The following is a 15,406-nucleotide window of genomic DNA, read 5'->3' on the forward strand; positions in this document are numbered from 1 at the left end:
GTTTCTGTGGTCTTTACAAGATAACTACATCAAGAATTAACTATAATTTAAACGAAAACGATATCGTATTATTTAGTTCTGATTGTTTTTTATTAATTCAAAAAAATTGTCAAACAAATAATTAGAATCGTTTGGCCCTGGACTAGCTTCAGGATGATACTGAACAGAAAATACATTTTTATTTTTCATTTTAATACCAGCTACAGTGTGGTCATTAAGATGCGTATGTGTAATTTCTAGCTCGCTATTAGCTTCAGTTTCCTCTCTATTAATTGCAAAACCGTGATTTTGAGACGTAATTTCACCTTTACCAGTAGTAATGTTCATAACAGGGTGATTAATTCCTCTATGACCATTATGCATTTTATAAGTAGATATTCCGTTTGCCAATGCAATAACTTGATGACCCAAACAAATACCGAACAATGTATTATTATTCGCTATAATATCTTTTGCTGTCTGTATTGCATCTGTTAAGGGTTCTGGATCACCAGGTCCATTAGAAATAAAATACCCATCAGGATTAAAAGCCTTTAGATCTTCATAAGAAGCATTATATGGAAAAACCTTAATGTATGCATCTCTTTTAGCTAAGTTTCTAAGTATATTCTTCTTAATACCTATGTCTAAAGCTGCTATCTTGTAAGTTGCATTTTCATCACCATAGAAATATGGCTCCTTAGTAGAAACCTTAGAAGACAACTCTAAGCCTTCCATACTAGGTATTTTAGCTAATTGCTCTTTTAAATTTTCAATATTATCAACTTCAGTAGTTATAACAGCATTCATAGAACCATTATCTCTAATATAGCTTACTAGGGCTCTAGTATCAACATCAGATATAGCAAAAAGATTACTATCATTTAAAAATTCTTGTAAACTAGCATCAGCATCAACTCTAGAATAGTCATAACTGAAGTTTTTACAAATAAGACCAGAAATCTTAACAGAATTAGACTCTACTTCTTCTTTGTTAGTACCATAATTACCAATATGAGCATTGGTGGTTACCATTAGTTGTCCAAAATAAGATGGGTCTGTAAATATTTCTTGATAACCTGTCATACCAGTATTAAAACATACTTCTCCAAATGCAGTACCTGTTGCATCGCCTACAGCTTTACCGTGGAAAATTGTACCATCTGCCAATAGTATTAGCGCTTTTCTTTTTGTTTGATATTTCACCCTATAAAAATTTAATCCTTATTATTTCTACTCTACAAATTTAACACAAAAAAAAGGGACAGACTATAAGTCTATCCCTTTTGAATATTTAAAAAAATAAAATCATTATTTTATTCTTCTGAATCATCTGATTTTGTTTCTGTAACTGGCGCTACTGCCTTCTTACTTCTACCTCTTCTAGATTTCTTCTTTTCTACTGGCTTACCAACAGTGTAGATTTCATTAAAATCTACTAATTCTATTAGAGCCATATCAGCATTATCACCTAATCTGTTACCAAGCTTAATAATTCTTGTATAACCACCTGGTCTATCTCCTATTTTAGAAGAAACTTCACCAAATAAGGTTGTAACTGCGTACTTATCTCTTAAGTTTTTAAACACTATACGTCTGTTGTGAGTTCCTTTCTCTACAGACTGATTGTTTTCTGCCTTTGATTTTGTAATTAAAGGCTCTACAAATTGTTTTAAAGCTTTTGCTTTAGCAACAGTAGTGTTAATTCTTTTGTGCTCAATTAAAGAACAAGCCATATTTGCTAACATAGCTTTTCTATGCGCAGCTTTTCTTCCTAAATGATTAACTTTTTTACCGTGTCTCATTGTAATATCTTATATATTTCCTTTAATGGAAATAAAATTAATCTTTATCCAATTTATATTTTGATAAGTCCATTCCAAAACTTAACCCTTTATTAATCACTAACTCTTCTAATTCAGTTAATGACTTTTTACCGAAGTTTCTAAACTTCATAAGGTCGTTTTTATTGAAAGAAACTAAATCTCCTAATGTATCTACTTCTGCTGCTTTCAAACAATTTAGAGCACGAACCGAAAGATCCATATCTACTAATTTAGTTTTTAACAACTGACGCATGTGTAATGATTCCTCATCATATGTTTCTGTCTGAGCTATTTCATCAGCTTCTAACGTAATACGCTCATCAGAGAATAACATAAAGTGATGAATTAAAACCTTTGCAGCTTCTGTTAAAGCATCTTTAGGATTTATTGATCCATCGCTACTGATTTCAAAAACTAATTTTTCATAATCAGTTTTTTGCTCAACACGATAGTTCTCAATACTATACTTTACATTCTTAATAGGTGTAAAGATAGAATCAATTGGAATAGTTCCTATTGCAGCACCAGGCTTTTTATTCTCTTCTGCTGGTACGTATCCTCTTCCTTTTTCAATAACAATTTCCATATTAATGCTAACTTTAGCATCCATATTACAAATTACTAAATCAGGATTTAATACTTGGTACCCAGAAATAAATTTCTGAAAATCACCCGCAGTTAACTGATTTTTTCCACTTACAGAAATTGAAACTGTTTCAGTCTCTACATCTTCTATTTGTCTCTTAAAACGAACTTGTTTTAAGTTCAAAATCATTTCTGTAACGTCTTCAACAACACCTGGAATAACAGAGAACTCATGTTCTACTTTATCCATTCTTACAGAAGTGATAGCAAAACCTTCTAAAGCAGAAAGTAATACTCTTCTTAATGCGTTTCCAACAGTCAATCCATAACCAGGCTCTAAAGGACGGAATTCAAATTTCCCTTCAAAATCGGTAGAATCGATCATTATAACTTTATCGGGCTTCTGAAAATTTAATAATGCCATAGTTGAATCAGGTTGTTTATTTAGAGTATAACTCGACGATTAGTTGTTCTTTGATGTTTTCTGGAATCTGAACTCTTTCAGGGATAGATACGTAAGTACCTTCACTCTTCTCAGTATTCCAAGTTATCCACTCATAAACACGGCTATTTGCAGCCAATGAATCTTGTATAGCAGATAATGATTTTGATTTTTCTCTAACACCAACAACATCTCCTGGTTTTAAAGAATAAGATGGTATGTTTACCAAATTACCGTTTACTGTAATGTGACGGTGAGAAACTAATTGTCTTGCTCCTCTTCTTGAGTTAGAAACACCCATTCTGTAAACAACGTTATCTAAACGAGATTCACATAATTGAAGTAATACTTCACCAGTAACTCCTTTACTACTATTTGCTTTAGCAAATAGGTTTCTAAATTGTTTTTCTAAAATTCCGTAAGAATATTTAGCTTTTTGCTTTTCCATTAACTGGATCGCATATTCAGATTTTTTACCACGACGTCTATTGTTACCGTGTTGTCCTGGAGGGTAATTCTTTTTTTCAAAAGACTTATCTTCTCCAAATATCGCTTCTCCGAATTTACGTGCGATCTTAGTTTTAGGTCCTGTATATCTTGCCATTTTCTAAAATTTTGAAAGTGAGACTATGAATTAAGGCTTATCCTTCGATAATCGTAATTACACTTTCTGTGAAATGCCCATTGGGCTATTAAATTAATTAAACTCTTCTTCTTTTTGGAGGTCTACAACCATTGTGTGGTAATGGAGTAACATCAATAATCTCTGTTACTTCAATTCCTGAATTGTGGATTGCACGAATAGCAGATTCTCTACCATTACCTGGGCCTTTAACGTAAACTTTTACTTTTCTAAGACCAGCTTCATGTGCAACTTTAGCACAATCTTCTGATGCTACTTGCGCAGCATAAGGAGTATTCTTCTTAGATCCTCTGAAACCCATTTTACCGGCAGATGACCAAGAGATTACGTCTCCTTTTTTATTTGTCAAAGAAATAATGATGTTGTTAAAAGATGCAGTCACGTGAGCTTCCCCAACTGACTCAACTATAACTTTACGTTTTTTAGCTGTTTTTGTATTTGACTTTGCCATATTTTTCTAGTTTTTAGTTGTTAGTTGTTAGTATTAGAATCCTAAACTTTTACATTTCAAGCAGACTCAATCCAACTTCTAAATACTAATGACTTTTAATTATTTAGTTGCTTTTTTCTTGTTAGCAACAGTTTTTCTTTTACCTTTTCTAGTTCTAGAGTTATTCTTAGTTCTTTGACCTCTTAATGGTAAGCCAGATCTATGACGAATTCCTCTGTAACATCCTATATCCATTAAGCGCTTAATGCTTAACTGAATTTCTGAACGTAACTCACCTTCAATTGTAAACTCAGATACTGCATCACGAATACGACCTATTTCGTCATCATTCCAATCTGATACTTTTGTATCCTCACTAACTTGGGCTTTAGCTAAAATCTCTTTAGCTCTACTTCTACCTAAACCAAATATATAGGTTAAAGCGATAACTCCTCTTTTCTGTTTTGGTATATCTACACCTGCAATTCTTGCCATAATTACCCTTGTCTTTGTTTAAATCTAGGATTCTTTTTATTAATTACGTACAACCGTCCTTTTCTGCGCACTATTTTGCACTCGGCACTTCTCTTTTTTATTGATGCTCTTACTTTCATCTTAATATCTATATGTAATTCTTGCTTTAGTCAAGTCATAAGGGCTCATTTCTAATTTCACCTTATCACCTGGTAATAATTTAATATAATGCATTCTCATCTTTCCAGATATATGCGCTGTAACCACGTGTCCGTTTTCTAACTCTACGCGGAACATTGCATTTGATAATGCTTCAATTATAGATCCGTCTTGCTCTATCGCTGCTTGTTTAGCCATAACTTATGCTACTTTTCTATTTTTACCACTCTTCATTAAGCCATCATAATGTCTATTTAACAAATATGAATTCACTTGTTGAACTGTATCTATTGCCACACCTACCATAATTAACAGTGATGTACCACCATAAAACATTGCCCAATTTCCTGTAATTCCTAACAATTGTACAACAATCGCTGGTAAAACAGCGAGCAAAGCTAAGAAAATAGATCCTGGTAACGTAATTAATGACATAATTTTATCTAAAAAATCTGCAGTTTCTTTCCCAGGCCTTGTCCCTGGTACAAATCCGCCGCTTCTTTTTAAGTCATCAGCCATTTTATTTGTTGGAACTGTAATGGCTGTATAGAAATATGTGAATACTATAATAAGAAAAGCAAACAATAAATTATAAGCTAATCCAAAAGGATCTTGAAACTGAACCTCTAACCATGAACCTATTGATGAAGTATTAAAATACTTACCTATCATACCTGGCAAAAACATTAAAGCTTGAGCAAATATAATTGGCATTACACCAGATGCATTTAATTTTAAAGGAATATATTGTCTAGATCCTGTAATATTCTTTTCATAACCACCAGAAGCTGTTCTTCTTGCGTACTGTACAGGTATTTGGCGAGTCGCCATAATAACCAATACAGAGGCCAAAATAACTAAGAACCATAAAATCACTTCTACAAGTATTAACATTGGTCCACCACTATTTTCTCCTGTTCTAGATGCTACTTCTTGCATAAATGCCTGAGGCATTGTTGCAATAATACCAACCATAATAAGTAATGATATACCGTTACCAATACCTTTATCAGTAATCTTCTCACCTAACCACATTGCAAACACAGTACCTGTTACTAATATTATAACAGCAGGGATCATAAAATCTAATCCTTTACCCATAACAAAAGCAGCATCAGGAACACCAAATGCACCTAAACCTAAAAGGTAAGCTGGAGCCTGCACAATACAAATAGCTATAGTTAACCATCTTGTAATTTGATTAATAGTCTTTCTACCACTCTCACCTTCTTTCTGTAACTTTTGAAGGTAAGGTATAGCTATACCCATTAACTGTACTACAATAGATGCAGAAATATAAGGCATTATACCCAACGCAAAAACAGATGCCTTGGCAAAAGCCCCACCTGTAAATGCATTTAATAAACCAAATATACCTTGTTCTGTACCCGATTGTAAATTACCCAATTCCTGAGAGTCTATCCCTGGTAGTGCAATTTGAGCACCAAAACGGTATACTAATAGTAAAGTAAGTGTAATAATAATTCTATTTCTTAACTCTTCTATTTTCCAAATATTGGATATGGTATCAAAAAATTTCTTCATCTTCTATTTAGTGATTAAAGACTTATTGCTTCTCCTCCAGCAGCTTCAATAGCTTGCTTAGCAGATGCAGTAAATTTGTGAGCAGAAATTTTAAGTGTAGCTTTTAATTCACCACCTCCTAAAATCTTAACCAAATCATTTTTTCTTACTAATCTATTCTCTATAAGAGTTTCAAAAGTAACTACATCTTTTATAGTTCCTTTTTCTACCAACTCTTGTAATTTCTCTAAATTAATACCTTGGTATTCTTTTCTATTGATGTTTGTAAAACCAAACTTAGGCACACGTCTTTGTAACGGCATCTGCCCTCCTTCGAAACCAATTTTCTTAGAGTAACCTGATCTAGATTTTGCACCTTTGTGCCCTCTAGTAGCAGTACCACCTTTACCAGAACCTTGTCCCCTACCTATGATTTTACCTGCTTTATTAACAGCACCTTCTGCAGGTGTTAAATTACTTAAATTCATCTCGATAAATTATAATTAAGCTTCTTCAGTAGAAACTAAATGTTCAACTTTATTTACCATACCAAGGATATTTGGCGTAGCCTCATGCTCAACAACTTGACCAATTTTTCTAAGCCCAAGAGCCTCTAAGGTTCTTTTTTGTCTTTGAGTCTGTTTTATATTACTCTTAACTTGCTTTACTTTAATCTTTCCCATTGTATCCTATTTATCCTTTAAATACTTTTTCTAAAGATACTCCTCTTTGATCTGCAATTGTTTTTGCATCCCTAATTTGCAATAAAGCATCAAAAGTTGCTTTAACTACATTATGAGGGTTAGAAGATCCTTGTGACTTTGATAATACATCATGCACACCAACTGCTTCTAGTACAGCCCTAACTGCACCACCAGCAATTACTCCTGTACCGTGAGATGCAGGTTGTATGTATACACGCGCACCACCAAATTTACCTTTTTGCTCGTGAGGTATAGTTCCTTTGATTAAAGGGATTCTAATTAAATTCTTCTTTGCGTCTTCAACAGCTTTAGCAATAGCAGTAGCTACATCTTTAGATTTTCCCAAGCCATGTCCTACAACACCACTTTCATCTCCTACAACTACTATAGCAGAAAAACCAAAAGCTCTACCACCTTTTGTTACCTTAGTAACTCTTTGTACGCCAACCAAACGATCTTTTAAATCTAATCCACCTGGTTTAACTGTCTCTACGTTTTTATATCTCTGGTACATAATATATTAGAATTTAAGTCCGCCTTCTCTAGCACCTTCTGCTAATGATTTTATTCTTCCGTGGTATAAGTTACCACCTCTATCAAAAGCAATAGTCTCTATACCGGCTTTTAAAGCCTTCTCAGCTATAACTTTACCTACTTGGTTAGCTATTTCTATTTTAGTTCCTTTTGCATCTAGCCCATTATCTCTTGATGATGCAGAAACTAAAGTAGTTCCTGCATTGTCATCTATAATTTGAGCATAAATCTCTTTATTACTTCTAAACACCGCTAATCTTGGCTTAGTTGCTGTTCCAAATGAAACTTTTCTAATCCTTCTCTTGATTCTGTGTCTTCTTTCAGTCTTTGATAATCCCATAGTGCTAATTATTAAGCTGATTTACCTGCTTTTCTTCTTAATATTTCTCCAACAAACTTAATACCTTTTCCTTTATAAGGCTCTGGTCTACGGAAAGCTCTAATCTTTGCCGCTACTTGACCAACTAATTGCTTGTCAAAAGATGTTAATTTTACGATTGGGTTTTTCCCTTTTTCAGAAATAGTTTCCACTTTAACCTCTGGAGCTATATCCAAAACAATGTTATGAGAGAAACCTACAGCTAAATCTAATTTTTGTCCTTGGTTGCTAGCTCTATAACCAACACCAACCAATTCTAATTCTTTTGTCCAACCTTTAGAAACTCCTTCAATCATATTAAAGAACAAAGACCTGTATAAACCATGTCTTGACTTGTGCTCTTTACTATCTGAATCTCTATTTACAATGATTGTACCTTCTTCTATTCTTACAGAAACTCCTGAAAAATCTTGAGTTAACTCACCCAACTTACCTTTCATAGTAACTACATTACCGTTTAATTCAACGGTTACGCCCTCAGGAATTGTTACTGGATTATTACCTATTCTAGACATTATTCTTCTTCTTTATAGATTAATAAACGTAGCATAAAACTTCACCACCAACTTTTTCTAACTTAGCTTGCTTGCTAGTCATAACTCCATGAGAAGTAGAAACTATAGCGATCCCTAAACCGTTAAGTACTCTTGGCAAGTCCGTAGAACCAGCATACTTACGTAAACCTGGCTTACTTACTCGTTGTATTTTTTTAATTACAGGCTCTTTAGTTGCTTTATTGTACTTCAAAGCAATTTTAATAGAACCTTGTACTGCATCTTCGATGACTTTATAACTTAAAATATATCCTTGATCGAATAATATTTTAGTTATTTCTGTTTTTAGATTTGAAGCAGGAATTTCTACCACTCTGTGACCGGCACTACTGGCATTTCTAACTCTTGTTAAATAATCTGCTATAGGATCTGTTACCATTTAAAATAATTTGCGGTGACGGTTTTTAACTTAACGCTAAACCTGAAACCAATTTATATTGATTGTTTAATTTTTACCAACTTGCTTTTTTAACCCCTGGGATTAAACCATTGTTAGCCATTTCTCTGAAAGTTACCCTTGAAATACCAAAAGTTCTCATATAACCCTTAGGCCTTCCTGTTAATTTACATCTATTGTGCATACGTACAGGAGATGCATTCTTTGGTAATTTTTGTAATGCCTCGTAGTCTCCAGCTTCTTTTAAAGCTTTTCTTTTTTCAGCATATTTTGCAACTGTTTTGGCTCTTTTTCTTTCGCGGGCCTTCATTGATTCTTTAGCCATACTAATTCTTTTTAAAAGGTAATCCTAGTTGGGTTAATAATGATTTAGCTTCTTTGTCAGTATCTGCTGTAGTTACAAAAGTTATATCCATACCATTGATTCTATTAATCTTATCAATGTTAATTTCAGGAAATATAATTTGCTCAGTAATACCTAAGTTATAATTTCCACGACCATCAAAACCAGTAGCTTTAATCCCTTGAAAATCTCTAACACGTGGCAACGCACTTGTAACCAACCTATCTAAAAATTCGTACATTCTTTCTCCTCTTAATGTAACCTTCACACCTATTGGCATTCCTTTACGTAATTTAAAAGTAGCAACATCTTTCTTAGATAAAGTAGAAACTGCTTTCTGACCTGTAATAAGTGTTAACTCATCCATTGCATGATCAATAAGCTTCTTATCTGCAACTGCAGCACCAACACCTCTACTTAAAACTATTTTAGTAAGTTTTGGCACCTGCATAACGTTTCTGTATTCAAACTCTTCTGTAAGAGCTGAAACTATACGTTCTTTATATTCTTGTTTTAATCTTGGAGTGTAAGTCATAATTAAATTACTTCATTAGATTTTTTAGAAAATCTCACTTTCTTACCATCTCTTACTTCATATCCTACTTTCGTAGTTTCACCAGATTTTGGATCTATCAAAGATAGATTAGAAATGTGTAATGGAGCTTCCTTTTTTACGATTCCTCCTTGAGGATTATTTGCGCTAGGCTTCTCATGCTTAGATACCATATTAGCACCTTCAACAATTGCCTTGTTTTTTTCACGATCTACAGTAACAACTTTACCTTCAACACCTTTATGGTCTCCAGCTATTATTCTTACAGTATCTCCTGTTTTTATTTTTAACTTCATCATTTTTCTGAATATTAAAGTACCTCAGGGGCTAATGAAACAATCTTCATGAACTGCTTATCACGAAGCTCTCTTGCAACAGGTCCAAAAACACGTGTACCTCTCATTTCACCCGTTGGGTTTAACAATACACAAGCATTATCATCAAAACGAATGTAAGACCCATCTTGTCTTCTTACTTCTTTCTTAGTCCTTACAACTACTGCAGTTGAAACAGCACCTTTTTTAATACCACCATTTGGAGTAGCATCTTTAACAGATACTACTATTTTATCCCCAACAGATGCATATCTTCTTTTGGTACCGCCCAATACACGTATAGTCAAAACTTCTTTTGCACCTGTATTGTCTGCCACTTTTAGTCTAGATTCTTGCTGTAACATATTATTTAGCTCTTTCTAAAATTTCCACCAATCTCCAACACTTAGTTCTACTTAATGGACGAGTTTCCATTATTTTAACTGTATCACCAATATTGCAATCGTTTGTTTCGTCGTGCGCAACATATTTCTTAGTCTTTAACACGAACTTACCGTACATAGGGTGTTTAACACGCTTAACTTCTGAAACCACAATTGATTTCTCCATTTTGTTGCTAGTAACAACTCCTATTCTCTCTTTTCTTAAATTTCTTTTTTCCATAAAGCAGAACCAATTATTGGTTATCCCTTTTAGTTAATTCAGTTGCTAGTCTAGCCACCGTTCTTCTCGTCTTTCTGATCTGAAGTGGATTCTCCAAAGGTGTTACAGAATGAGCTAATTTTAAATCCCCATACTGTTTTTTGTATTCAGCTAATTTATCTTTCAAATCCTCAACTGATAATTCTTTTACTTCTGATTGTTTCATGATTCCTTAAATTATAAATTAAGCTGAATAATCTCTAGCAACGATAAATTTAGTTTTTACCGGTAATTTTTGAGCCGCAAGACGCAAAGCCTCTTTAGCGATGTCCAAAGGAACACCTGCGATTTCAAACATTATTCTACCTGGCTTAACAACAGCAACAAAATATTCTGGTGCACCTTTACCTTTACCCATACGTACTTCTAATGGCTTTTTAGTAATAGGCTTGTCCGGAAATATCTTGATCCATAACTGTCCTTCTCTTTTCATATATCTAGTTGCAGCAATACGAGCAGCTTCAATCTGACGTGAAGTAATAAACTTAGTATCTAAAGATTTTATACCGAACATACCGTTAGAAAGCTGATGCCCTCTTTGCGAAAGTCCTTTCATACGGCCTTTCTGCGCTTTACGAAATTTGGTTCTTTTTGGTTGTAACATTTCTATATCTCTTTAAATAATTACTTTCTACGACGTTGTTTCTTAGGTCCTTCATTTCTACCACCTTTGCTCTGTCCTTTAGACATACCAACTAATGGAGAAAGCTCTCTCTTTCCATAAACTTCGCCTTTCATAATCCACACTTTAATACCTAATCTTCCATAAGTAGTATGCGCCTCATTTAATGCGTAGTCTATATCTGCTCTAAAAGTAGATAACGGAATTCTACCATCTTTGTAAGCCTCAGAACGAGCCATTTCAGCACCATTCAACCTTCCAGAGATTTGTATTTTAATTCCTTCTGCATTCATTCTCATTGCCGCTGCAATTGCCATCTTAATAGCTCTTCTATAAGAAATTCTATTTTCAATTTGACGTGCAACACTAGCAGCTACAAGATTAGCATCTACCTCAGGTCTCTTAATTTCAAAGATATTGATCTGAACTTCTTTACTAGTAATTTTCTTAAGCTCTTCTTTTAACTTATCAACTTCCTGACCACCTTTACCAATAATGATACCAGGTCTTGCAGTTGTAATAGTTACAGTAACAAGCTTTAAAGTACGCTCTATAATAATTCTAGAAACACTAGCCTTAGCCAAACGAGCATGAACATACTTACGTATTTTATCATCCTCAGCTAATTTGTCTCCATAATCATTTCCACCGTACCAGTTAGATTCCCAACCTCTGATGATACCTAGACGATTCCCGATTGGATTTGTTTTTTGTCCCATAGTAATGTCTTAGCTTTGAGTTTTATTGTTAGATTCTAACACCAATGTTACGTGGTTAGAACGTTTTCTAATTCTATGTGCTCTTCCTTGTGGCGCTGGTCTTAATCTTTTTAACATTGCCCCACTATCTACTCTTATCTCTTTAACAATAAGATCAGCCTCTTCAATATCTGCATCTTCATTTTTAGATTGCCAGTTAGCAATAGCAGAAAGCAACAACTTTTCTACTCTTCTTGAAGCTTCTTTTTGACTAAATTTCAATATAGCCAAAGCTTTCTCTACCTGTACACCTCTAATTAAATCTGCAACAAGACGCATTTTTCTAGGCGAAGTCGGACAATTGTTCAACTTAGCAAAAGCAATCTTTTTCTTTTCAGCCTTAATTCTTTCGGCCATCTGTTTTTTACGAACTCCCATAGCTTACTTTTTTCCTTTGTTCTTCGCACCAGCGTGACCTCTAAAAGATCTAGTTGGTGAAAATTCTCCTAATTTATGCCCTACCATATTCTCTGTTACATAAACAGGAACAAATTGTCTACCGTTGTGTACTGCTATAGTTTGACCAACAAAATCAGGAGTAATCATAGAAGCTCTAGACCAAGTCTTAATAACTGCTTTTTTACCCGACTCAACATTTTGTTGAACTTTCTTATCTAAACTATAATGAACGTAAGGTCCTTTCTTTAGTGAACGTGCCATTTTTTTCTAATTTTATTTCTTTCTACGTTCTAATATATATCTATTTGTATCCTTAGTTTTAGAACGAGTTCTAAATCCTTTAGCTGGTATACCATTTCTTGATCTTGGATGACCACCTGAAGCTCTACCTTCACCACCTCCCATTGGGTGATCCACAGGGTTCATAGCTACCGGTCTTGTTCTAGGTCTTCTACCCAACCATCTACTTCTACCTGCTTTACCAGATACCAATAATTGGTGATCAGAATTTGATACCGCACCTATAGTAGCCATACAACCAGCTAAAACTAATCTAGTTTCACCTGATGGCAACTTAACAGTTACAAATTTTCCATCTTTTGCCATTAACTGAGCAAAAGTACCTGCACTCCTTGCCATTACAGCACCTTGCCCAGGACGTAGTTCTATACAAGAAATAATTGTCCCTAAAGGAATTGCACTTAACGGTAAAGCATTACCAACTTCCGGAGAAGCTGTTTCACCAGAAGAAATCTTCTGACCCACCTCTAAACCATTTTGAGCAACAATATATTTCTTTTCGCCATCAGTATACTCTACCAACGCAATAAATGCTGTTCTGTTAGGATCGTATTGTATAGACTCTACAGTAGCAACAACACCTTGCTTGTCACGCTTAAAATCTATTACACGATACCTTCTTTTATGACCTCCACCTTTTTGGCGCATTGTCATTTTACCCTGACTGTTTCTACCTCCAGACTTTTTTAACGGAGCAAGTAAACTTTTCTCCGGCTTATCAGTAGTAATCGCGTCAAATCCGTTTACTACTCTAAATCGCTGTCCTGGAGTGATTGGTTTTAATTTTCTAACTGACATGCTTTGTCTTTATAGATTATTATAAAAATCAATTATATCTCCTTCTACCACGTCAATAATAGCTTTTTTATAGCTATTAGTTTTTCCGTGCTGCACACCTGTCTTAGTGTGACGTGTTTTACGCTTTGGTCCATAAATCATTGTTCGAACATTTTTAACCGAAACCCCATAAGCCTGCTCTACCGCATTCTTAATTTGAATTTTATTGGCTTTTAAATCCACAACGAAACCATAACGATTATATAACTCGCTATCAGCGGTCATTTTTTCCGTAATTATTGGCTTAATTATTATACTCATTGCTTTTCTATTTGTTTAAGTTCGATACAATTCCCTCTAAAGCACCTTCAAATAACACTACACTTGAAGCGTTAAGTATTTTGTAAGTACTTAATTCTGAGTTAATTACAACTTCTGAACGCTTTAAATTGCGCGATGACAAATATACATTATTATTTGAATCACCCAACACAAATAAAGATTTTTTATTTTCAATACCCAAAGACTCAAGAACTTTCTTAAATTCTTTCGTTTTTGGAGCATCAAAATTAAAGTCTTCAATTACTAAAATTGCTTTCTCATTTTGTTTAATACTAAAAGCAGATTTTCTTGCTAAACGCTTAACGTTTTTGTTTAATTTCTGCTTATAGTCCTTAGGACGTGGGCCAAAAATACGACCACCGCCTCTAAAAACAGGAGACTTAATACTACCCGCACGAGCAGTACCAGTTCCTTTTTGCTTTTTAATTTTTCTTGTACTACCAGCTATCTCAGCTCTTTCCTTTGACTTGTGGTTTCCTTGCCTCTGATGTGCCAAATACTGCTTTACATCTAAATATACAGCATGGTTATTAGGCTCTATTGCGAATACTGAATCAGAAAGGTCTACCTTTCTACCCGTATCTTTTCCTTTACTATCTAAAACTGCTACTTTCATTACTTCTGAATAGTTACGTAAGCGTTTTTATGACCAGGAACACAACCTTTTACTACTAAAAGATTTTTTTCTGGAACTACTTTATAAACTCTAAGGTTTTGAACAGTGACTCTTTCACCACCCATTCTACCTGCCATCTTCATACCTTTAAAAACTCTTGCAGGATAAGAAGCAGCACCAATAGAACCCGGAGCTCTTAATCTATTATGCTGACCATGCGTAGCCTGACCAACACCAGCAAAGCCGTGTCTTTTTACCACACCTTGAAAACCTTTACCTTTAGACGTACCAGCTACATCTACAAATTCACCTTCTTTAAACTGATCTACACCTACTGTATCACCAAGTTTAAACTCACCATCAAAACCTTGAAATTCAACGACTTTCTTTTTAGGAGAAGTACCTGCCTTTTTAAAATGACCCGTTTGAGCCTTATTAGCACGCTTTTCTGCCTTGTCATCGAAACCAAGTTGAAGAGCACTATACCCATCAACTTCTTCAGTTCTGACTTGGGTAACAACACATGGCCCAGCTTCGATTACTGTACATGGAATATTCTTTCCATTTTCATCAAAGATGCTGGTCATGCCAATCTTTCTTCCAATTAACCCAGACATATTTATTAATTATTAATTATTAATTACTTATTTGTTATTTCACTTTATGACAAAAAAACAGGGTCAAAAATAACTCAACCCTGAATTTATTTTTTCCGTCTTTCCCTCGCGAAACGCTCAGGACATGTCATCTACTCCACACAGGAGCAGACAGAGATACTTAAACCTTAATCTCTACTTCTACACCACTTGGCAACTCTAATTTCATTAGAGCATCAATAGTCTTCGAAGAAGAACTGTAAATATCAAGTAATCTTTTATAAGAACTTAACTGAAACTGCTCTCTAGATTTTTTATTTACGTGCGGAGAACGCAATACTGTAAATATTTTCTTGTGAGTAGGTAACGGAATTGGTCCTGTAATTACCGCTCCAGTAGTCTTAACAGTCTTAACAATCTTCTCAGCAGATTTATCCACTAAATTATGATCGTAAGATTTTAATTTTATTCTAATTTTTTGACTCATTTTCGT

At 34.3% G+C, this 15,406-nt stretch carries 30 protein-coding genes; all 30 read right to left on the reverse strand.

From position 1 onward, the window contains the following. Positions 1 to 72: 72 nt before the first annotated feature. A complete protein-coding gene (gene carA, locus BT107_RS07485; protein ID WP_072303174.1) occupies positions 73 to 1,185 on the reverse strand; it encodes a glutamine-hydrolyzing carbamoyl-phosphate synthase small subunit in 1,113 nt (370 codons plus the stop codon). A gap of 110 nt (positions 1,186 to 1,295) precedes the next feature. After that, a complete protein-coding gene (gene rplQ, locus BT107_RS07490) occupies positions 1,296 to 1,784 on the reverse strand; it encodes a 50S ribosomal protein L17 (RefSeq protein WP_072303175.1) in 489 nt (162 codons plus the stop codon). A 37-nt stretch (positions 1,785 to 1,821) separates the two neighbouring features. Beyond that, the gene (locus tag BT107_RS07495) at positions 1,822 to 2,814 is read right to left on the reverse strand and encodes a DNA-directed RNA polymerase subunit alpha (RefSeq protein ID WP_072303176.1); all 993 of its coding nucleotides are present in this window, start codon (positions 2,812 to 2,814) and stop codon (positions 1,822 to 1,824) included. A gap of 16 nt (positions 2,815 to 2,830) precedes the next feature. Next, a complete protein-coding gene (gene rpsD / locus BT107_RS07500) occupies positions 2,831 to 3,436 on the reverse strand; it encodes a 30S ribosomal protein S4 (protein ID WP_072303177.1) in 606 nt (201 codons plus the stop codon). Positions 3,437 to 3,533: 97 nt separating this feature from the next. Continuing rightward, a complete protein-coding gene (gene rpsK / locus BT107_RS07505; RefSeq protein WP_013621735.1) occupies positions 3,534 to 3,926 on the reverse strand; it encodes a 30S ribosomal protein S11 in 393 nt (130 codons plus the stop codon). A 99-nt stretch (positions 3,927 to 4,025) separates the two neighbouring features. Then, complete coding sequence (gene rpsM, locus BT107_RS07510; RefSeq protein WP_072303178.1) at positions 4,026 to 4,400, reverse strand: 30S ribosomal protein S13; 375 nt, start codon at positions 4,398 to 4,400, stop codon at positions 4,026 to 4,028. Between the two features lie 2 nt (positions 4,401 to 4,402). Further along, positions 4,403 to 4,519 (reverse strand): type B 50S ribosomal protein L36, encoded by a 117-nt coding sequence (gene ykgO, locus BT107_RS07515; RefSeq protein WP_013621733.1) that lies wholly within the window; start codon positions 4,517 to 4,519, stop codon positions 4,403 to 4,405. A 1-nt stretch (position 4,520) separates the two neighbouring features. Further along, the gene (infA, locus tag BT107_RS07520; protein ID WP_013305172.1) at positions 4,521 to 4,736 is read right to left on the reverse strand and encodes a translation initiation factor IF-1; all 216 of its coding nucleotides are present in this window, start codon (positions 4,734 to 4,736) and stop codon (positions 4,521 to 4,523) included. A 3-nt stretch (positions 4,737 to 4,739) separates the two neighbouring features. After that, the gene (secY, locus tag BT107_RS07525) at positions 4,740 to 6,083 is read right to left on the reverse strand and encodes a preprotein translocase subunit SecY (protein ID WP_072303179.1); all 1,344 of its coding nucleotides are present in this window, start codon (positions 6,081 to 6,083) and stop codon (positions 4,740 to 4,742) included. 14 nt (positions 6,084 to 6,097) lie between these two features. Continuing rightward, a complete protein-coding gene (gene rplO / locus BT107_RS07530) occupies positions 6,098 to 6,550 on the reverse strand; it encodes a 50S ribosomal protein L15 (protein ID WP_072303180.1) in 453 nt (150 codons plus the stop codon). A gap of 15 nt (positions 6,551 to 6,565) precedes the next feature. Continuing rightward, a complete protein-coding gene (rpmD, locus tag BT107_RS07535) occupies positions 6,566 to 6,745 on the reverse strand; it encodes a 50S ribosomal protein L30 (protein ID WP_013621730.1) in 180 nt (59 codons plus the stop codon). 10 nt (positions 6,746 to 6,755) lie between these two features. Continuing rightward, positions 6,756 to 7,280, reverse strand: a complete 525-nt coding sequence (gene rpsE, locus BT107_RS07540) for a 30S ribosomal protein S5 (RefSeq protein WP_072303181.1) — start codon at positions 7,278 to 7,280, stop codon at positions 6,756 to 6,758. 6 nt (positions 7,281 to 7,286) lie between these two features. Next, on the reverse strand, positions 7,287 to 7,640 hold the full coding sequence (gene rplR / locus BT107_RS07545; RefSeq protein WP_072303182.1) for a 50S ribosomal protein L18: 354 nt from the start codon (positions 7,638 to 7,640) through the stop codon (positions 7,287 to 7,289). Between the two features lie 11 nt (positions 7,641 to 7,651). Continuing rightward, positions 7,652 to 8,194, reverse strand: coding sequence for a 50S ribosomal protein L6 (gene rplF, locus BT107_RS07550; RefSeq protein ID WP_072303183.1), 543 nt, complete (start codon positions 8,192 to 8,194; stop codon positions 7,652 to 7,654). Positions 8,195 to 8,213: 19 nt separating this feature from the next. Next, positions 8,214 to 8,612, reverse strand: coding sequence for a 30S ribosomal protein S8 (gene rpsH, locus BT107_RS07555; protein WP_072303184.1), 399 nt, complete (start codon positions 8,610 to 8,612; stop codon positions 8,214 to 8,216). Positions 8,613 to 8,685: 73 nt separating this feature from the next. Further along, complete coding sequence (gene rpsN / locus BT107_RS07560; RefSeq protein WP_072303185.1) at positions 8,686 to 8,955, reverse strand: 30S ribosomal protein S14; 270 nt, start codon at positions 8,953 to 8,955, stop codon at positions 8,686 to 8,688. Between the two features lies 1 nt (position 8,956). Beyond that, positions 8,957 to 9,508, reverse strand: coding sequence for a 50S ribosomal protein L5 (rplE, locus tag BT107_RS07565; protein ID WP_072303186.1), 552 nt, complete (start codon positions 9,506 to 9,508; stop codon positions 8,957 to 8,959). Between the two features lie 2 nt (positions 9,509 to 9,510). Further along, positions 9,511 to 9,825 (reverse strand): 50S ribosomal protein L24, encoded by a 315-nt coding sequence (rplX, locus tag BT107_RS07570; protein ID WP_170854718.1) that lies wholly within the window; start codon positions 9,823 to 9,825, stop codon positions 9,511 to 9,513. An 11-nt stretch (positions 9,826 to 9,836) separates the two neighbouring features. Continuing rightward, entirely contained in the window at positions 9,837 to 10,205 is a 369-nt protein-coding gene (rplN, locus tag BT107_RS07575) for a 50S ribosomal protein L14 (RefSeq protein WP_034642780.1), read from the reverse strand. A gap of 1 nt (position 10,206) precedes the next feature. Further along, complete coding sequence (rpsQ, locus tag BT107_RS07580; RefSeq protein WP_072303188.1) at positions 10,207 to 10,464, reverse strand: 30S ribosomal protein S17; 258 nt, start codon at positions 10,462 to 10,464, stop codon at positions 10,207 to 10,209. Positions 10,465 to 10,477: 13 nt separating this feature from the next. Continuing rightward, a complete protein-coding gene (rpmC, locus tag BT107_RS07585) occupies positions 10,478 to 10,669 on the reverse strand; it encodes a 50S ribosomal protein L29 (protein WP_072303189.1) in 192 nt (63 codons plus the stop codon). An 18-nt stretch (positions 10,670 to 10,687) separates the two neighbouring features. After that, on the reverse strand, positions 10,688 to 11,107 hold the full coding sequence (gene rplP, locus BT107_RS07590) for a 50S ribosomal protein L16 (protein WP_072303190.1): 420 nt from the start codon (positions 11,105 to 11,107) through the stop codon (positions 10,688 to 10,690). A gap of 20 nt (positions 11,108 to 11,127) precedes the next feature. After that, positions 11,128 to 11,844: a 30S ribosomal protein S3 gene (gene rpsC / locus BT107_RS07595; protein WP_072303191.1), complete on the reverse strand. Its 717-nt coding sequence runs from the start codon at positions 11,842 to 11,844 to the stop codon at positions 11,128 to 11,130. A gap of 9 nt (positions 11,845 to 11,853) precedes the next feature. Beyond that, positions 11,854 to 12,261, reverse strand: a complete 408-nt coding sequence (rplV, locus tag BT107_RS07600) for a 50S ribosomal protein L22 (protein WP_013621717.1) — start codon at positions 12,259 to 12,261, stop codon at positions 11,854 to 11,856. Between the two features lie 3 nt (positions 12,262 to 12,264). After that, the gene (rpsS, locus tag BT107_RS07605) at positions 12,265 to 12,543 is read right to left on the reverse strand and encodes a 30S ribosomal protein S19 (protein WP_072303192.1); all 279 of its coding nucleotides are present in this window, start codon (positions 12,541 to 12,543) and stop codon (positions 12,265 to 12,267) included. Between the two features lie 12 nt (positions 12,544 to 12,555). Then, a complete protein-coding gene (rplB, locus tag BT107_RS07610; RefSeq protein WP_072303193.1) occupies positions 12,556 to 13,380 on the reverse strand; it encodes a 50S ribosomal protein L2 in 825 nt (274 codons plus the stop codon). Between the two features lie 9 nt (positions 13,381 to 13,389). Then, positions 13,390 to 13,680 carry a 50S ribosomal protein L23 gene (rplW, locus tag BT107_RS07615; protein ID WP_072303194.1) on the reverse strand — a complete coding sequence of 97 codons (291 nt, stop codon included), beginning with the start codon at positions 13,678 to 13,680 and terminating at the stop codon, positions 13,390 to 13,392. 7 nt (positions 13,681 to 13,687) lie between these two features. Further along, positions 13,688 to 14,317: a 50S ribosomal protein L4 gene (gene rplD / locus BT107_RS07620; protein WP_072303195.1), complete on the reverse strand. Its 630-nt coding sequence runs from the start codon at positions 14,315 to 14,317 to the stop codon at positions 13,688 to 13,690. Further along, positions 14,317 to 14,934 (reverse strand): 50S ribosomal protein L3, encoded by a 618-nt coding sequence (rplC, locus tag BT107_RS07625; RefSeq protein WP_072303196.1) that lies wholly within the window; start codon positions 14,932 to 14,934, stop codon positions 14,317 to 14,319. Before rplC ends, rplD begins: the two co-directional genes overlap by 1 nt. 160 nt (positions 14,935 to 15,094) lie before the next feature. Further along, positions 15,095 to 15,400, reverse strand: coding sequence for a 30S ribosomal protein S10 (gene rpsJ, locus BT107_RS07630; RefSeq protein WP_013621711.1), 306 nt, complete (start codon positions 15,398 to 15,400; stop codon positions 15,095 to 15,097). Positions 15,401 to 15,406: the final 6 nt, after the last annotated feature.

It is taken from the genome of Cellulophaga fucicola, from assembly GCF_900119145.1.
In the GTDB taxonomy this organism is placed as follows: Bacteria; Bacteroidota; Bacteroidia; order Flavobacteriales; family Flavobacteriaceae; genus Cellulophaga; species Cellulophaga fucicola.

What these genes read in the sequence shown, in the direction of transcription:
- rpsJ (WP_013621711.1), bottom strand. Translation starts at nt 15,400, where the DNA reads ATGAGTCAAAAAATTAGAATAAAATTAAAATCTTACGATCATAATTTA.
- rplR (WP_072303182.1), bottom strand. Translation starts at nt 7,640, where the DNA reads ATGGGATTATCAAAGACTGAAAGAAGACACAGAATCAAGAGAAGGATT.
- rpsS (WP_072303192.1), bottom strand. Translation starts at nt 12,543, where the DNA reads ATGGCACGTTCACTAAAGAAAGGACCTTACGTTCATTATAGTTTAGAT.
- rplD (WP_072303195.1), bottom strand. Translation starts at nt 14,317, where the DNA reads ATGAAAGTAGCAGTTTTAGATAGTAAAGGAAAAGATACGGGTAGAAAG.
- rplP (WP_072303190.1), bottom strand. Translation starts at nt 11,107, where the DNA reads ATGTTACAACCAAAAAGAACCAAATTTCGTAAAGCGCAGAAAGGCCGT.
- secY (WP_072303179.1), bottom strand. Translation starts at nt 6,083, where the DNA reads ATGAAGAAATTTTTTGATACCATATCCAATATTTGGAAAATAGAAGAG.
- rplB (WP_072303193.1), bottom strand. Translation starts at nt 13,380, where the DNA reads ATGTCAGTTAGAAAATTAAAACCAATCACTCCAGGACAGCGATTTAGA.
- rplN (WP_034642780.1), bottom strand. Translation starts at nt 10,205, where the DNA reads ATGTTACAGCAAGAATCTAGACTAAAAGTGGCAGACAATACAGGTGCA.
- rpsM (WP_072303178.1), bottom strand. Translation starts at nt 4,400, where the DNA reads ATGGCAAGAATTGCAGGTGTAGATATACCAAAACAGAAAAGAGGAGTT.
- rpsC (WP_072303191.1), bottom strand. Translation starts at nt 11,844, where the DNA reads ATGGGACAAAAAACAAATCCAATCGGGAATCGTCTAGGTATCATCAGA.
- rplE (WP_072303186.1), bottom strand. Translation starts at nt 9,508, where the DNA reads ATGACTTACACTCCAAGATTAAAACAAGAATATAAAGAACGTATAGTT.
- rpsQ (WP_072303188.1), bottom strand. Translation starts at nt 10,464, where the DNA reads ATGGAAAAAAGAAATTTAAGAAAAGAGAGAATAGGAGTTGTTACTAGC.
- BT107_RS07495 (WP_072303176.1), bottom strand. Translation starts at nt 2,814, where the DNA reads ATGGCATTATTAAATTTTCAGAAGCCCGATAAAGTTATAATGATCGAT.
- rplV (WP_013621717.1), bottom strand. Translation starts at nt 12,261, where the DNA reads ATGGGAGTTCGTAAAAAACAGATGGCCGAAAGAATTAAGGCTGAAAAG.
- rpmD (WP_013621730.1), bottom strand. Translation starts at nt 6,745, where the DNA reads ATGGGAAAGATTAAAGTAAAGCAAGTTAAGAGTAATATAAAACAGACT.
- rplO (WP_072303180.1), bottom strand. Translation starts at nt 6,550, where the DNA reads ATGAATTTAAGTAATTTAACACCTGCAGAAGGTGCTGTTAATAAAGCA.
- rpsN (WP_072303185.1), bottom strand. Translation starts at nt 8,955, where the DNA reads ATGGCTAAAGAATCAATGAAGGCCCGCGAAAGAAAAAGAGCCAAAACA.
- rplX (WP_170854718.1), bottom strand. Translation starts at nt 9,825, where the DNA reads ATGATGAAGTTAAAAATAAAAACAGGAGATACTGTAAGAATAATAGCT.
- ykgO (WP_013621733.1), bottom strand. Translation starts at nt 4,519, where the DNA reads ATGAAAGTAAGAGCATCAATAAAAAAGAGAAGTGCCGAGTGCAAAATA.
- rpsH (WP_072303184.1), bottom strand. Translation starts at nt 8,612, where the DNA reads ATGGTAACAGATCCTATAGCAGATTATTTAACAAGAGTTAGAAATGCC.
- infA (WP_013305172.1), bottom strand. Translation starts at nt 4,736, where the DNA reads ATGGCTAAACAAGCAGCGATAGAGCAAGACGGATCTATAATTGAAGCA.
- rpmC (WP_072303189.1), bottom strand. Translation starts at nt 10,669, where the DNA reads ATGAAACAATCAGAAGTAAAAGAATTATCAGTTGAGGATTTGAAAGAT.
- rplQ (WP_072303175.1), bottom strand. Translation starts at nt 1,784, where the DNA reads ATGAGACACGGTAAAAAAGTTAATCATTTAGGAAGAAAAGCTGCGCAT.
- rpsE (WP_072303181.1), bottom strand. Translation starts at nt 7,280, where the DNA reads ATGTACCAGAGATATAAAAACGTAGAGACAGTTAAACCAGGTGGATTA.
- rplF (WP_072303183.1), bottom strand. Translation starts at nt 8,194, where the DNA reads ATGTCTAGAATAGGTAATAATCCAGTAACAATTCCTGAGGGCGTAACC.
- rplC (WP_072303196.1), bottom strand. Translation starts at nt 14,934, where the DNA reads ATGTCTGGGTTAATTGGAAGAAAGATTGGCATGACCAGCATCTTTGAT.
- rplW (WP_072303194.1), bottom strand. Translation starts at nt 13,680, where the DNA reads ATGAGTATAATAATTAAGCCAATAATTACGGAAAAAATGACCGCTGAT.
- rpsD (WP_072303177.1), bottom strand. Translation starts at nt 3,436, where the DNA reads ATGGCAAGATATACAGGACCTAAAACTAAGATCGCACGTAAATTCGGA.
- rpsK (WP_013621735.1), bottom strand. Translation starts at nt 3,926, where the DNA reads ATGGCAAAGTCAAATACAAAAACAGCTAAAAAACGTAAAGTTATAGTT.